This is a genomic window from Brevundimonas sp. NPDC092305 (assembly GCF_044755415.1).
Classification (GTDB): Bacteria; Pseudomonadota; Alphaproteobacteria; order Caulobacterales; family Caulobacteraceae; genus Brevundimonas.
The window spans coordinates 138,405-152,017 of record NZ_JBIVQY010000001.1 but is presented as its reverse complement, the minus strand read 5'-3'; the positions used below and the strand labels follow the sequence as shown (position 1 = coordinate 152,017).

Sequence of the window (13,613 nt, the reverse complement as noted above, 5' to 3'; positions counted from 1 at the left end):
CCATTGCCCGACAAACGCCTCCCACCGGGCCGGTATGATCAGGCCGCCGCCATTTCGTCCAGAACGGTCTCCAGAAATCGAAGGTCCTGTCGCCGGGCGGCTTCGGATTCAAGGATCAGACGCGCGCCCGACCAGCGGCGCTCGTCATTGGCGACGATCCGGGCGGACAGATGTTCCGCCCGATGGCGTCCGAAGGTCAGCGCCATCGCCTTTGGACCGGACACCACCTCGGTCACGCCTGCGGCGACGGCGAGCGCGGTCAGGCGAGCTGAGCCGACCAGGGCCTCGGCCGCGTCGGGCAGCGGCCCGAACCGATCCTCGATCTCTTCATGGAGGGCGTCGATCCCGTCGGCCGTCGTCAGCTGGGCAAGTCGGGCGTAGAGATTGATGCGCACGACCGGATCCGGGATGTAGTCTTCGGGCAAGCTCCCGCGAACGGGCAGATTCAGCTTCGGCCGAAGGGCCTCGGGGTCTGCCTCTCCGCCAGCTGCGCGGATCGCTTGCCCGAGAACCCGCTGATAAAGGCTGGCGCCGATCAGGCGAATGTGCCCGGCCTGCTCATCCCCGACGAGGTCCCCCCCGCCCCGGAGATCGAGATCGCGGGCGCTGACGGCGAACCCCGCGCCCAAGCGATCCAGAGCCTCGAGCGTCTGCAGCCGTGCGCGCGTCGTTTCGGCCATCGGCGTCGTCGGATCACTGAGAAGATAGGCGAACCCCTGACGGCGACCGCGACCGACCCGGCCGCGGAGCTGATGGAGCTGGGCGAGCCCGAAACGATCCGGACGCCAGACGACCATGGTGTTCGCCCGCGGGACGTCCAGACCGTTTTCAATGATGTTGGTGGCGAGGAGGATGTCTCCACGACCATTGGCGAACCCGGTCATAACGCTGTCGAGCTCATCGGCGGACAATTTACCGTGGGCCACGACCAGGTGGGCCTCGGGCGCCACGGTTTTGAGTTCCACCGCGAGCGACTCAAGGTCCTCGATCCTGGGCGCGACCACGAAGCTTTGACCGCTCCGGCTTTTTTCGCGCAGCAGGATCGATCGCAGGGAGCCGGCGTCGTAGTCCGCAAGGAAGGTCCGGATCGGCCGGCGTCGGGCCGGCGGGCTGGCGATGATGCTGACATCCTGGACGCCGACGAGGGCGCTTTGGAGGGTGCGGGGAATGGGCGTCGCCGACATGGCGAGCAGGTGCGGCGCGCGGGCGGCCAAATCCGCCTTGAGCTTCGCGCCGAAGCGGTGCTCCTCGTCGATGACCACAAGGGCGAGATCTGCGAAGGCCACCTTGTCATCGGCCAGGCTCTGTGTGCCCACGACGATCTGGATTGAGCCGTCCGCCAGACCGGCTTTCACCGCCCGGCTCTCCGCTGCATCGACGATCCTGGAGAGGTGAGCGATCTTCACGCCCGTGCCTTCGAAGCGCTTCTGGAACGTCTCGTAGTGCTGTCTGGCCAGAACAGTGGTGGGCGCGGCGAGGAGAGTTTGGCGACCTGACAATGCGACGGCCGCGGCGGCTCTGAGCGCAACTTCCGTCTTTCCGAACCCGACGTCGCCGCAGACCAGGCGGTTCATGGGTCGGCCCGAGGCGAGATCCTCGAGCACCGCCTTGATCGCGGAGAGCTGGTCAGCGGATTCGGGGAAAGGAAATCGGGCGGCGAACCGGGCGTAGGCTGCGCTCGGCGGAGCAACGGGCGTCGTCCCGGCAGCGGCGCGCGCCCTGGACATTTCCACCATGTGAGCCGCTGTGGCGTCGATCTGGGCGCTGACTTCAGCGCGCCGGGTCGCCCAGCCCTGGGTGTTCAACCGGTCCAGAGTAACCGTCGACGGCTCGGAGCTGTATCGCCAGATGCGATCGAACTCTTCCACCGGCGCAAGGACGGTCGCACCCCCATGGTACTCAAGTCTCACGATATCCCTCTGAACGCCGTCCGCCTCGATGGTGTCGAGCGCCTGAAGCACCCCGAGGCCGTGGTCTTCATGGATCACCACGTCGCCCGGCCGGATGTCGGTGTCGCCGAACGGATTGGCCGAAACGCCGCCGCCTCGCGCCAGCCGCCCGCCGGTGATGTCCGTGGGCGTCAGCACGACCAGGCCCGCACCGGCGTCCTCATAGCCCCCGTCCAGATCGGCCAGGATCGAGACGAAACCGCCCGGCCTGACACGCGCGACGGCGTCCCACCCGTCGAGGCTGTCCGGAGTCTCCAGACCGGCTCGCTTCAGAAGACGGGCGATCACCTTCAGCTCATGCGCAAGCCCGGCGATCACGATGGTCCGACGCTTGTCCTGCTGGGCCACGACATATCGTTTCAGGGCGGAGCCGGGCGCCCGCTCGAGGGCGAAGGCGGGCGGAGGCGAAATCTTATCGACCTCAAGCTCGCGGCCGGGTTCGAGCGCCCTGAAGGCGTCGTCTGCTGTCAGATAGATCTTGTCGGGATCGGTAGGTCGCGCCTCCTCCGGACCGCCGAAGTCGCGCCGCGCCTCAAAGGCTTCGCGGATCTGGTCGGCGACCTGCTCGATGCGATCGCCGACGCCGCCATCCAGGACTATGTCCCCGTCAGGAAGCAGCGCGAAGAGATCGCCCAATGTCATTCCGTAGTGCTCGGCCAGATCCAGTCGACCGGCTTCTGTCGGGGGTTCGCCCTGATCGACCCACTCTGAGGCAGGCGTTAGCTGCACAGCCGACGCTGTTTCCTGCGACCGCTGGGTCAGGGGGTCGAAGGCCTTGATCTCCGCGATCCGCCCGTCCTCCTGCAGGACGATGCGAAACGGCGTGGCGGCGGCGGGCGGGTAGACGTCGACGACCTCGCCGAGGATGGCGATTTCTCCCGGCTCGTCGATCCGCTCATCATGCAGATAGCCGGTTCGGTCAGCGAAGGCCCGCAGCGCATCCCGATCGAGCGTCTCGCCTGTGACGAGATCGAACCTGTCGCATGCGGCCTTTGCTGGTGCGACGCGCTGCATCATCGCCTCGGGCGAGGTGACGACAAGACAGCGGAAACGGTCTTGCCGGGCGAGATGAGCCAGCACCGCCATCCGGCGCCCCATGCTTTCGCGCGACGGCAGCGCCCGGTCATAGGGTAGACAATCCCAGGGCGGGAAGACCAGAACCGTGAGCGGCTCGCTCGCGGCGAAGGCTTGCATGGCGCGCGCGATCTCGTCGGCCCGGCGCTCGCTCGCGGCGACGAAGATGACATCGCGATCCCGACTTGCCGCGCAGGCCTGCGCAAGGCGCGCAGCGATGGCCGCGGCCGGCGGCCGGACAGACGCCTTTGGGCGCTCTGTGAGGGGCGCCGGGCCGTCAACGAGGGGCAACGGTCCGGATTTGGGTATGGTGTCGGTCATGAAGCGCGCCCCTTGGGCCAGTGCAACACGGTGGAGCGGATCCGGTTCTGCCCGTCGTGCGATCGACGCGAAGTTTTGGAGACGTCGGCGTGTCCCGGGGCAAGCGGACGGGATTTCTATCCGCAACCAGACACTCAAGAGTTCTTCGGTGCGGCGAAAGCGCGAAGATTTCGCTTGGGCCGATCTAGCCGCCCGGCTGGGGTCGCAAAACCGTGGGAAAAGGTTGCGCCAGCGCGCCGCGCCCCTTTTACCGGCGAGGTCTCAACACGCTCGGCCTCAACGTCAACCGGGCCTGACCGGACAGAACTCTCCAGTCCGGGCGGCCTGATCCCGCAAAGGCAGGCCTTCAGGCTCGACCGGGAGGCTCAACGGTTGGTGTCGGCGTCAGGCCGCGGCTGCCGGCTTCGGATTTGCGTCAGCCGGATTCGGCCTCGCGGCCCTGTTCAGGGCTTCATAGAGGCGATGCGGTTCAAGCGGCTTGGGGAGCCAGTCCGTCATGCCGGCTGCCCGACACGCGGCGATCTGACTGGCCTCGGTCCCGGCGCTGAACCCGATGACCGGGATATCGGCGTTGACGCCGCAAGAGGCGCGCAGCCGTCGCGTCGCTTCGTTGCCGTCGACGCCCGGCATGTTCACGTCCATCAACACCACATCAAAGGTCTGTCGACCCAGCACATCCAGCGCCGCCGCTCCATCCGAAGCCGTCGTGAGCTCTACATCCAGAGGCTTGAGCACGAGGGCGAGCGTCCGGCGGTTGATCTCATGGTCGTCGACGGCCAGAATTCTCAGGCGAGACCGCGATGAGAGCGAAACGTCTTCGCTGAGAACCCGGGGCGCCGATACGCCCGGGGCCAGCGCGACCGCGAGCGTGAAGGCGGCGCCGGCGCCGGGACGGCTGGAGACGGTGAGGTCCCCGCCCATCAAGCGGGCGAGATCGCGGCTGACCTTGAGGCCTAGGCCCGTCCCGCCGTAGGTTCTGGCGACCTCGGACGATCCCTGGGCGAAGGGCGCGAACAGCCGATCCATGGCCTCAGCCGCGATGCCCGCGCCCTGGTCGCGCACGGTGATCCGGAGGGCGCGCGCTGGCGCGGTGGCGCAGTCGACCTCCACATCAACGGCGATGTCTCCGGCTGGAGTGAACTTGATGGCGTTGGACAGAAGGTTGTTCAGGATCTGGCGCAGGCGATGAGGATCGCCCTTCAGCCACAGATCGGGGTCGACGCTGGAAGAGCGCACGGCGAGCCCCTTGGCCGCGGCTGCGGCCGACCAGAAACGATGGGTGTCGGAGACGAGCTGCGCAAGGTTGAAGTCGCGGGTCTCGAGCGTCATCGCGCCCGCCTCCATCTTGGAGTGATCGAGCAGATCGTTGAGCATTCGGGTCATCAGGTCGCTGGCGTCGACGATGAGCTCGGCGGTCTGTCGACGCTGGGTGGGGTCGTCGTCCTCGCGCATGACCTTTGCGCCCGCGTGGATGGCGCTGACAGGCGTGCGTAATTCATGGCTGATGATGGCGGCCATTGACGCCCGGTCGGCCATCGCGGCCTCGGCCTGCTGAACCCGGTGTTCAGCCTCGTCGAGAGCCTTGAGCTCGGCCCGACGCCCGGCGTGTACGCGCGCATATACAGTGAGCGTGCAGCCGATGTACAAAAGCGATCCCAGGCCGGTGAGAACCGGATCGCCTGAAGGCGAGCCCATGGCGGCCATGACGGGCATTGCGACGAGGGCGATCAGGTAGGGCGTGGCTCCGGTGAAAAAGATCGGCCGGGCCTCGATGCCGGAGGCCACGTTCGTCAACAGCCCGCCGGCGATGATAAGCATGGCGAAGCCCTCAAGCCCGCGACCCTCCATGTGCCAGATCGCCACTGCCGTGCCGGCGAACAATGCAGCCATGGCGAAGGCCGAGGCGAGCGCCAGAAGGACATCGACGGGTCCCGGCGTGCGGGTCGACTGACGAAACCGGAACATGGCCGCGATCTCGAAGGCCTGGATGAGGGCGACGGCGGCGAACCACACCGCGATCAGGTCTGCCCGACCGACGCTGTACAGGGCCCAGGCGACCAGACCGGCCAGCAGTATCCGGACCGGAACCTGCTTGCGACGTTCGTGCGCCGTCGCCGACAGCAATGCGCCCAGAGCTTCCAACCGGATCATGTGCGATCTCCCCGGGTCCGGGCTAACGCCAGTTCCCCAATATCCCGTGAATCCAGATCCAGCCCCACGCCCACCGGGGTCCGCCAAGGCGCTTTTCGGCATTCCCGGTTTCGTCGGTGGACTTTTCGGAACCTCACGCGCTGCGGGTCGTTCGGGACGCCGCGTCGGGAGAGTATCCAGTGAATTCCTACTATTGCATCGTCAACACACCGGGCGTTCCCGTCCGGGAAATCGCCGTGCTCAGCGCCGTTGACGATGAAACGGCCAGAGCTGAAGCCGCCGGCCTGACCCGGTTATGGCCCGGCTATGAGACTATCGCCGTCTATGACGGAGAACGTCCCGTCGGCGTTCTGGCCAACCCGTCGATGGGCTTTGCGCCCGAGCCCGTGTTCCGGGAATTCCAGGCGGCGTGAGCCGGACCCGGATCACCATGCTGGGCGACTCCCTGACAGCGGGCTACGGCCTTCGCCCGGCGCAGGCCTTGCCGTCGCGGCTTCAGGCGGCGCTGGAGCAACGCGGGGTGCTGACGCAAGTGCGCAACGCAGGCGTTTCCGGCGATACGACCGCCGACGGTCTGAAGCGGGTGGAAAAGGACGTCGCCGCTGGCACCGATCTCTGCATCGTCGCCCTCGGCGCGAACGACATGATGCAGCTCATCTCGCCGGACAGGATCGCGCGCAACCTTGACGCCATCCTCGACCGTCTTGAGGCGAAATCCATTCCGGCGATGCTCTGCGGCATGCGTGCGCCGCCCTGGTTCGGAATGTACGCGGTCGGCTTCGACGGCCTGTTCCCCAGACTCTCCCGTGCGAGAAACATACCGCTGGACCCCTTCCTGCTGGAGGGGGTCGCCCTTAACCCGGCCTTTGTGTTGCCGGATCGCATCCACCCCAATGCGAGCGGCGTCGACGTGATGGCCCGCAGGCTGGCGCCGAAGGTCGCCGAGGTTCTGGGCGCCTTGGATAGGCAACGCTCAACTTGATCGACGCCGGAGCGGGACGATCAGTGATCGACTCAAGCCGGAGCGTCCAGAACTACGAACTGCGCCTCGCCGCTGGCCGGGCCAAGTCGCGTAACCTGCACCCTGAGGACGCCCCCACCCTCAAGGGTCAGAATTCTTGGACCACCGCCGAGGGCCGAGACCAGATCACGCACGTTCCCCCTGAGGCGGCCCTCGGCGACCGCGCCCTGACCTGAGCCAAGGGCGATGACGTAGGTCACCTTGGCGATTGCGTCCCCGCAATCCAGTCGGCCCGCACCTGAAAGCTCGGCGTTTTTCGACATCCCGGCCTCTCCCTGCGTCACATGCCACTCCCGGGGCTAAGGCGCTCCTGACAGAACCCTTCGGTTTGAGCCGGACGGGTACGACGGGTGGATGCGAGCCGGATCGATCAGTTCGCGAGACGCGCGGCGCATTCCGTCTGCGCATCTTGCCGGCCCGCACAGGCGCCAGTGGGACTGCCGTCGTCAGAGCGCGTTGCCCGGACGAGCGGAGAGCCGGCCTCTGATCAGGCGTTCAGATTTCGACGTGTCCAAGACGTCATGCCTGTCAGTCGTCGTGTCGCCCTTCCGCGAACTCCTCCACCATCTTCGCGCAGAAGGCCGGCAGGTCGTCCGGATTGCGGGAGGTCACCAGACCGTTGTCGACGACGACTTCCTCATCCACCCAGGTCGCGCCGGCGTTCTCGAGATCGGCCTGCAGGGACGGCCATGACGTCATCTTGCGCCCTTTTACGGCGCCGGCGTTGATCAGGGTCCATGGCCCGTGACAGATCGCGGCGATCGGCTTGCCGGCTTCATGGAAGGCCCGGATGAAGCTGATCGCGCCCTCCTCCAGCCTCAGGGCGTCCGGATTGATGACGCCGCCGGGCAGCATGAGGCCGTCGTAGGTCGCGGCGTCCGCGCGCCCCAGCTCACGATCCACCGGGACCGTGTCGCCCTTGTCGTGATGCTTGAACCCCTGGATCTCGCCGGCCTTGGGCGAGACGATCTCGACCTTGGCGCCCGCCGCCTTCAGCGCCTCGACCGGCTTGGTCAACTCGACCTGTTCGAAGCCGTCGGTCGCGAGGACGGCGATGGTTTTTCCGGTGAGTGAGGCGGCCATTCAAGGACTCCGTGCTTGAGACAGGGCCTCATGAGCGTTTTGAGAAGCGGGGCGTTCCCTGCGACGCCGTCGTCGTTCAGTCGTCAGCCCGTAGCCGATGCCTGCCCTGGCATCCGGCGTAACGTACCAGCCTGGTCTAAAGGTCCTTGTGCAGCCTGCTCGGCTGCCCTCGACAGCAACGGGCGTCACGGCGGATTTCCTCACTGGCAAGCGGCGTCCGCCCTCCGGTCCCGATCGTCCGACCAGCGTCCGACCCTGAAAGCGTCTTGCACGCGGTCGTCCGGCGGATAAGGTAGGTCTCATGCAATCGTTTGCGAGGCACCCATGAGCACACGCGTTGTCATGGCCCTGATGATGGCGGCAGCCGTCGTTTTCGGGCAGCCCGCCTGGGCCCAGAACCGTCACGTGCTCCGCGTCGGCGCCGCCAGGGTCGATGTGACGCCGTCTGCAGATAACTTGCCCGCTCACTACGGCGGCGTTCTGGACCGCGTTTACGCGCGCGCCATCGTCGTCGACAACGGGGACTCCCAACTCGCGCTCGTCACTGTCGATGTCATCAGCCTCGGTGACGAGGCCTTTTCCCGTGTCAGCGCCGCCATCGAGAGTGCGACCGGCATTCCCCGGGACCATCAGCTCATCGCCGGGACCGGAACGCACAGCGTTCCCATCGGCGGTCCAGCCGCGGGTGGCCCTTCCGCCGCTGCCGCCGTCCTCGAGCGCCGGATCGTCGAGGCGGTCGTCGACGCGCGGAGCCGGCTTCGGCCTGCCGCGATGACGTTCGGGCAAGGACAGTCCTGGATCAATGTTCAGCGTGACCGTATCGACCCCGCCACGCGGCGATGGTGGGAAGGTCCCGACTACGACGGACCGTCCGACAAGTCCGTTAGCGTGCTCGCGTTCAACGATCTGACCGGGCGGCCGATAGCGGCCTATTACAACTACGGTGTGTTCAACGTCGTTACGGGAATGCTGGACCTGGTGAGCGGAGACATTTCCGGCGCTGCCTCTCGCTATATCGAGGACGCGACCGGAGACGATTTCGTCGCCGCCTTCGCCCTTGGCGCCCACGGCGACCAGAACCCCATCTTTTTCAACCAGACTTTCGAGCTGCGGGAGCGCCGGATCGAGGCCTACGCAGCGCGCGGGGAAGATATCCGGATCGCCATGCCGCCTCCGGGCGGGACGGGTCTGGACCGGTCAGATCCGGTGGTCGCGCGGCTCATGGATCAACAGAAGCAGGTCAATGCGGCCCTAGGGCTCATGCTGGGTGAGGAGGTCCTACGCGTCATGCGCGACGCGCCCGACGGCGTCACGGACGCCGACATCCACGTCGCCCGGGGCGAGACTCAATGCCCCGGACGGGTGCGCACCAACCAGGGCAGGGGTGGAGTCGCCGGAACCTATGAGGATGCTGATCCCGTGACCGTACGCTATGGGCTCACCCTGATCGGCGATGTGGCGATCGGCTCGGTGAACGGGGCGCCGTATTCGGAAATCGGTTCGCGTCTGAAGCGGGAATCGCCCTTTACCCGCACCATGCTTCTGACGCGGGCCAATGGTTATGTGGGCTACATGCCCTCAGACGCGGCCTATGGGCATGAGACGTTCGCGGTGCTGAACACCCGGCTGAAGCCCGGTTGCGCAGAAACCGCAATCGTCGACGGCGTCCTCGGACTGGTTCCGACCCTACGGTACTGACAACGGGAGTTCAGGCCCTCAGGCCTGAGCCGTCTCCATCACCGAGACAACTCGCCGCATCTGCTCATGGGTGACGACCGGCTTCGACGCGCCGCGCAGTACGCCTGCGAGCCGGTCGTAGAAGCGGCGCCATGCGTTCGGCGAGCACCGCAGACGCGTCTCACGGCCTGCGAGATGGAGGACGGCGGTCGGCCTGGGGACGCCTTTCCAGAAGTCCTCATCGGACGGGCGACGTCCTGAATGGATGAGCATGGCGAAGGGGTCTGAACGCTCGCAGACTACCGCGCCCCGGCTGGCCTGGAGTTCAAGGCTGGGTCCGATCGCCGGAGTGAGCGTCCGCCCTGAAAGTCTGCAGCGGACGGCGTTTGCGTCGAGATGAAGATCGTACCCCACAGCGACGCCGTCAGGAGTCGAACGTGACCAGAGCTCAAGGCGAGGATTGGTCGCCGCCCCGAACAGCGCGATCACCTGATCGATCTGGTGCGATCCGAGATCGACGAAGAGTTGGCGAGGATCATTGGACCCCGCCTCCTGTCGGTCCCAGCGCGCGTCATAACTGATGACGTTCCCGAGGTCGCCTGACCTGACCAGACGACGAACCGTCCGGAAGTCCGCGTCGAACCGGCGGTTCTGAAAGACGGTCAGCGTGCGACCGACGCGCTCTGACAGGGCGATCAACGCATCGGCTTGCCTGACGGACGGGACGAACGGCTTGTCGACGACCACGTGCTTGCCGGCCTCGAGCGCGGCGTGCGCATGGGCGTAATGCATGGCGTTCGGGGACGCCACGACGACCAGCTCGACATCCGTCGCCTCCAGGCAGCTGTTGAGATCGACCGCCCGCGGCGCGCCTCGACGCAAGACCAGGCTCTCCGGGCGGGCGGTCACCACAGCCCGGATGTCGTAATCTTGGGCGGCTTCCAGAAGTGGGCCGTGAAGAAAGGCGCCGGATGCGCCATGGCCGACAAGGCCGACGCCGATCGGCCTCATCGTGGCATCGACCCTGCGGCGGCGGCCTGTATGGCGGCCAGAGCGAGGGGCGTCATGACGGCGTAGCCGTCCGCGTCGGGGTGAACGCCGTCGGCGGTGAGCTCCGGCCTCATCTCCCCGTCGAGACCTCGCATCGCTTCGTGGTAGTCCACGAAGACCGCGCCGCGCTCGCGCGCGTAATCCCTGAGCCATCCATTCAGCTCGCGGATGCGGCCAGCCGGCGCCATTCCGGGCCTCCATGAAAAGGTCGCTGCGGGCGGGATCGCTCCGATTACAACGCCGATGCCGTGGGCTTGGGCCAGCTCCACCATTGATCGAATATTGTTCCTGAAGTCCTCGGGTCGGCCTGGTCCGGAGTTGCCGGCCACATCATTCGTGCCCGCCATGATGTGCACGACCCGCGGCTTCAGGGCGATGACGTCCTGCTGAAAGCGAAGGAGCATCTGGGGCGAGGTCTGGGCGCCGATGCCCCGGTTGACGACGCCGTCGCGGAACAGGTCTGGCGAGGCCGCCTCCCAGAATTCCGTGATCGAATCGCCGATGAACACAGCCTCGACGGCCCGCGTTCCAAGCGCGCCGTTCGAAAGTCGATGGCGGCACAATCCGCCCCAGTCCGCTCGACGCCGCTCCATCATCGCCTCCCTGCGCGATGCGATCTCGGCCTCGGTCGCGGTCGGCGACAGGTCCGGGAGCGGCGGCAGGCAGGGCTCTTCGACCATCCCCACGGGCAGGCTCTGGGCCAGAGCGGGCTGGGAAGCGATACCCATCGCCGCTCCTATCGCCGCGGCGGAGAGCACAAGCCTGATGGCCCGGGTCAACTTCATCCAGCCGCCGAGCGACGCTGTAGTGCAACAGGACGGCTTGCGGTAAATCGTTTGCATGGCCAGTTCACGCTCTCAAAAGGCGCCCGCGCGGGCGCTCAAAATGACGGACATCGCCCGGCTCGCCGGGGTCTCGACGTCGACCGTGTCCCGGGCCCTGGCGGAGAGTCCCCTGATCCCGGCGGCGACGCGGCGGCAGATCCAGAAGATCGCCGCGCAGCACGGTTATGTCATCAACCAGGCGGGTCAGCGTCTGCGATCCAACCGGACCCGGACCATCGGCGTGACGATCCCGCTCGGCCACGAGGCGGACCAGCTGATCTCGGATCCCTTCTTCCTTCATCTGCTCGGCCACCTGGCCGATGAGGTCTCGGCGCGGGACTACGACATTCTTCTCTCGCGCATCCCCTCTCCCCGCTCGGGCTGGCTGACCCGTCACGTCCAGTCGCAAAAGGCCGACGGTTACGTCGTCGTGGGTCAGAGCGATCAGCACGAGGAGCTCAACGAGGCCGCCCGAACCTTCCTGCCCCTGGTCGTCTGGGGCGCTCACCTGCCCGAGCAGGCTTACTGTTCGGTCGGCTCCGACAACGTCGGCGGCGGTCGGCTGGCGACCGACGCCCTGATTCAGGCGGGTCGCAGGCGGATCGTCTTTCTGGGCGCCGCCCCCTTGCCCGAGGTTCAGATGCGCTTGCGCGGCTATGAGGCGGCGCATGAGCGTGCGGGCCTCGCGCTCGATCCCTCGCTGGTCCTGCCGGCCCATTTCACCGGCGATACGGCGCTGGCGGCGGTTCAGGATCTTCTGGCGCGTGGGATCGAGTTCGACGGGATTTTCGCCGCCTCCGACCTCATCGCCATGTCGGCTCTGAAAGCGCTGCAGGCGGGCGGCGTCTCGGTGCCGGACCAGGTGTCGATCGTCGGCTTCGACGACCTTGAGGTGGCCGATCACGCCCATCCGCGTCTCACCAGCGTCAGGCAGGATCTCAAGCGTGGGGCCGCCACCCTGGTGGAGTTCCTCTTCCGGCGGCTGGCGGGGGAGGAGACGCCTTCCGCCACCCTCCCCGTCCAGCTCGTCGAGCGGGACTCGATCACGTCGAGATCCTAGCGTCGCCGCGGCGGAACGACCTCTACGCCTTCCATCAGGTCCAGCAGTCCGTCGACAATGGCAGTCTCCGCACAGCCCGGTTTCAGGCGTGAGGAAAGGACTTCGAAGGTGTATTGCCCGTAGGCCGCGTCGTTGGGAATGTAGCCGGACCCGGCCGTCCCGTTGGTCAGGGACGAAAAGATGGTGTGCTTGAGCGGGCTCTCGGCCTTATAGCGGCGCGCGATCTGGTTGAAGACCTCGCCGTTCACACCGCCGATGGCGACATCCCCGACAAGCAGGAAGCTGAGCCGGATATTGATCGGGTCGGCGTCGACATATTCGCCGGCGTAGCCGCCTCGGCCGGTGTTGGTCCGCCGCCGGCCAGGGCACGAGACCTCCTTCTGGGCGCCGAAGATGCCGTCCGAAGCGGAAGGCCGCTCCATTCCATCGCGGGACACGTGCAGCACCTCTTCGGCGAGCAAGGCCCCATAGCTGCGTGTGAGATTGCGCTGCTGCTCCATGAGGAGGGCGACGCGCGGATCGTTGCGGTCAAGGCCGACGCCGCCGGGCGGCATGGAGTTGGAAATGTCCTCCCCGCGCGTGGCGTATTCGGCGATGCGGATGTCGCGCAGTTCATAGGTCTGGTTGAAGTAGATCGGGTTCTGATCCCCGCCGGCCCCGTTGGACCAAACCGCCACGGCGTCTCCGCCCAGCGTCGCTTCAAGATAGCGAGAGGCCTCCCCGGGCACATCGCCGCTGATCATGTCGAGCTGGCCATTGGTGACCGCGTGGAGCGCGTAGTTGTAGAAGACGGCGATCGGCTTGCCGTCCGGCGTCCGGAAGCGAACGACGGCGACGGTCTTGTCGGACACGCCCTCATAGTTGGGGCCTTCCCACCAGCGCCGGTTTTCCGGGTCGATGATGTTGCGGTTGACGTTCACGTATGAGACGCCCGTTCCATAGTCCATCACGGCCGGCTGCAGGCGGCTGTTGGCGTCCTCGATCGCCTGGAAAACCTTGTCTTCGAAGGCTTGGCCGCTGAGCCGCGGCACACTGTGGGTGTGGGTCGCGGTGAGGATCAGATTGGCTGTCGGAATGCCGAGGCGTTCCGCGCGCCGCGCGACATTGGTCCAGGTCTCCGTCGACATGCCGCCGATATCGACGGTGATCATGGCGGCCTTGGTCGATCCGTTGCCGACGACGATGGCGCGGGCGAAGACGTTGTCGTTCACGCCGGTGTAGTTCCCCGGCAGATCTCCCTGGGCGGGCGTGATGTCGACGCGCGCGGCCCCGACCCGCAGGTTGGCGGCAGGGGCGGCCGCGGACGGCCTAGTCTGGGCCTGGGCGCAATCGGGGGCCGCGGCGGCGGCGATGAGGGCGGCGGCGCAGGCCGCGAGCGTGGTGCGCATCATGGGACTGGTTTC

The 13,613-nt window shown here is 66.7% G+C and carries 11 protein-coding genes; 4 read left to right on the top strand and 7 right to left on the bottom strand.

The genetic code is table 11. From position 1 onward, the window contains the following. Positions 1–38 precede the first annotated feature (38 nt). The gene (locus ACIQC9_RS00660; RefSeq protein WP_400611640.1) at positions 39–3,344 is read right to left on the bottom strand and encodes a DEAD/DEAH box helicase; all 3,306 of its coding nucleotides are present in this window, start codon (positions 3,342–3,344) and stop codon (positions 39–41) included. 384 nt (positions 3,345–3,728) lie between these two features. After that, a complete protein-coding gene (locus tag ACIQC9_RS00655) occupies positions 3,729–5,495 on the bottom strand; it encodes an ATP-binding protein (protein WP_400611638.1) in 1,767 nt (588 codons plus the stop codon). A gap of 179 nt (positions 5,496–5,674) precedes the next feature. Between ACIQC9_RS00655 and ACIQC9_RS00650 the strand changes: the two genes are divergently transcribed. Together ACIQC9_RS00650 and ACIQC9_RS00645 are read left to right on the top strand one after the other, a co-directional pair. Continuing rightward, positions 5,675–5,908 carry a hypothetical protein gene (locus ACIQC9_RS00650; protein ID WP_400611637.1) on the top strand — a complete coding sequence of 78 codons (234 nt, stop codon included), beginning with the start codon at positions 5,675–5,677 and terminating at the stop codon, positions 5,906–5,908. Next, a complete protein-coding gene (locus ACIQC9_RS00645; protein WP_400611636.1) occupies positions 5,905–6,477 on the top strand; it encodes an arylesterase in 573 nt (190 codons plus the stop codon). The genes ACIQC9_RS00650 and ACIQC9_RS00645 overlap by 4 nt, the downstream gene beginning before the upstream one ends. Before the next feature lie 32 nt (positions 6,478–6,509). Here ACIQC9_RS00645 and ACIQC9_RS00640 read toward each other — a convergent pair whose 3' ends face one another. Beyond that, a complete protein-coding gene (locus tag ACIQC9_RS00640; protein WP_400611634.1) occupies positions 6,510–6,779 on the bottom strand; it encodes a hypothetical protein in 270 nt (89 codons plus the stop codon). Between the two features lie 265 nt (positions 6,780–7,044). Next, the gene (locus tag ACIQC9_RS00635; RefSeq protein ID WP_400611632.1) at positions 7,045–7,599 is read right to left on the bottom strand and encodes a type 1 glutamine amidotransferase domain-containing protein; all 555 of its coding nucleotides are present in this window, start codon (positions 7,597–7,599) and stop codon (positions 7,045–7,047) included. Positions 7,600–7,923: 324 nt separating this feature from the next. Between ACIQC9_RS00635 and ACIQC9_RS00630 the strand changes: the two genes are divergently transcribed. After that, a complete protein-coding gene (locus tag ACIQC9_RS00630) occupies positions 7,924–9,297 on the top strand; it encodes a neutral/alkaline non-lysosomal ceramidase N-terminal domain-containing protein (RefSeq protein WP_400611630.1) in 1,374 nt (457 codons plus the stop codon). Between the two features lie 18 nt (positions 9,298–9,315). Here the strand turns inward: ACIQC9_RS00630 and ACIQC9_RS00625 are convergent, their stop codons facing one another. After that, positions 9,316–10,287, bottom strand: coding sequence for a Gfo/Idh/MocA family oxidoreductase (locus ACIQC9_RS00625; protein WP_400611628.1), 972 nt, complete (start codon positions 10,285–10,287; stop codon positions 9,316–9,318). Further along, positions 10,284–11,054: a GDSL-type esterase/lipase family protein gene (locus ACIQC9_RS00620; RefSeq protein ID WP_400611626.1), complete on the bottom strand. Its 771-nt coding sequence runs from the start codon at positions 11,052–11,054 to the stop codon at positions 10,284–10,286. Before ACIQC9_RS00620 ends, ACIQC9_RS00625 begins: the two co-directional genes overlap by 4 nt. Before the next feature lie 157 nt (positions 11,055–11,211). Here ACIQC9_RS00620 and ACIQC9_RS00615 point away from each other — a divergent pair, with 157 nt between their 5' ends. After that, positions 11,212–12,210, top strand: coding sequence for a LacI family DNA-binding transcriptional regulator (locus ACIQC9_RS00615; protein WP_400611624.1), 999 nt, complete (start codon positions 11,212–11,214; stop codon positions 12,208–12,210). Here ACIQC9_RS00615 and ACIQC9_RS00610 read toward each other — a convergent pair. Beyond that, positions 12,207–13,601 (bottom strand): neutral/alkaline non-lysosomal ceramidase N-terminal domain-containing protein, encoded by a 1,395-nt coding sequence (locus ACIQC9_RS00610; RefSeq protein ID WP_400611622.1) that lies wholly within the window; start codon positions 13,599–13,601, stop codon positions 12,207–12,209. The genes ACIQC9_RS00615 and ACIQC9_RS00610 overlap by 4 nt on opposite strands. Positions 13,602–13,613 lie beyond the last annotated feature (12 nt).

What these genes read in the sequence shown, in the direction of transcription:
- ACIQC9_RS00660 (WP_400611640.1), bottom strand. Translation starts at nt 3,344, where the DNA reads ATGACCGACACCATACCCAAATCCGGACCGTTGCCCCTCGTTGACGGC.
- ACIQC9_RS00655 (WP_400611638.1), bottom strand. Translation starts at nt 5,495, where the DNA reads ATGATCCGGTTGGAAGCTCTGGGCGCATTGCTGTCGGCGACGGCGCAC.
- ACIQC9_RS00640 (WP_400611634.1), bottom strand. Translation starts at nt 6,779, where the DNA reads ATGTCGAAAAACGCCGAGCTTTCAGGTGCGGGCCGACTGGATTGCGGG.
- ACIQC9_RS00635 (WP_400611632.1), bottom strand. Translation starts at nt 7,599, where the DNA reads ATGGCCGCCTCACTCACCGGAAAAACCATCGCCGTCCTCGCGACCGAC.
- ACIQC9_RS00630 (WP_400611630.1), top strand. Translation starts at nt 7,924, where the DNA reads ATGAGCACACGCGTTGTCATGGCCCTGATGATGGCGGCAGCCGTCGTT.
- ACIQC9_RS00625 (WP_400611628.1), bottom strand. Translation starts at nt 10,287, where the DNA reads ATGAGGCCGATCGGCGTCGGCCTTGTCGGCCATGGCGCATCCGGCGCC.
- ACIQC9_RS00620 (WP_400611626.1), bottom strand. Translation starts at nt 11,054, where the DNA reads ATGGGTATCGCTTCCCAGCCCGCTCTGGCCCAGAGCCTGCCCGTGGGG.
- ACIQC9_RS00615 (WP_400611624.1), top strand. Translation starts at nt 11,212, where the DNA reads ATGACGGACATCGCCCGGCTCGCCGGGGTCTCGACGTCGACCGTGTCC.
- ACIQC9_RS00610 (WP_400611622.1), bottom strand. Translation starts at nt 13,601, where the DNA reads ATGATGCGCACCACGCTCGCGGCCTGCGCCGCCGCCCTCATCGCCGCC.